The organism is Mycobacterium sp. (assembly GCF_008709575.1).
Taxonomy (GTDB): Bacteria; Actinomycetota; Actinomycetes; order Mycobacteriales; family Mycobacteriaceae; genus Mycobacterium.
This window is the reverse complement of sequence record NZ_VYIK01000359.1, coordinates 1-692: the sequence shown is the minus strand read 5'-3', so window position 1 is coordinate 692 and position 692 is coordinate 1. Positions and strand designations below refer to the sequence as shown.

At 66.9% G+C, this 692-nt stretch carries 1 protein-coding gene; it reads right to left on the bottom strand.

The window, feature by feature from the left end; genetic code table 11:
• Positions 1-59 precede the first annotated feature (59 nt).
• On the bottom strand, positions 60-692 hold a 633-nt coding region (locus F6Q13_RS18945), incomplete at its 5' end, for a site-specific integrase (protein WP_293059798.1).

Genomic DNA, 692 nt, shown 5'->3' with positions numbered 1-692 from the left:
CACTTTCGCTAATTCAACAGCGTGTCACGCCAAGTTGCGTGCAAAACCGGGGCTAGTGGTCATGCCTGCCCCGCTGTGCGCCGGTCCAGCGCCACCGTCCCCCGCATCGCCAGTTTATTGCGCTGCCGGATGTACACCCGCTGTGCCAGTGTCCCGCCGTCGGCATGCCCGAGCCACGCGGCGATCACCTCCGCCTTCTCGCCGCGCAGCGCGAGAACCGTTGCAGCTGTGTGTCGGCTGGCGTGCAGCCGGCGATGCGGCAGCCCGGCGTGCTCCAGCGCGAGCTCCCACCACCGGTCGATCGTCCTCGGCAACAACGGCTTTCCCCATCGTTGCGCGATCACGTAGCCGTCGTTTCCGCCCTCCCAGAGGTGGCCAAGCTGCAGCCGCATCTCTCGCTGCTCCTTGCGTACCCGCCGCAGGATGGGGACGAGGTACGGCGGGATTCCCAGGGTCCGTCCCGACGCAGCGGTCTTGGCGTCATCCTGGTCGATGACACCCTTGCTGGTCGAGACTCGTGTCTCGCAGATGGTGATCGTCGGCTCGTCGACGTCGAGATCCATTGCACTCCATCGGAGTCCGGCAAGCTCTCCGCGGCGCAGCCCCAGCAGCGCCAGATGGACGAACACCTCTCGCCGCCGCGCGTGTTCGTCCTCCTCCTCCGGCGTATGGGCGGCGAGAAGCTGGTCGAT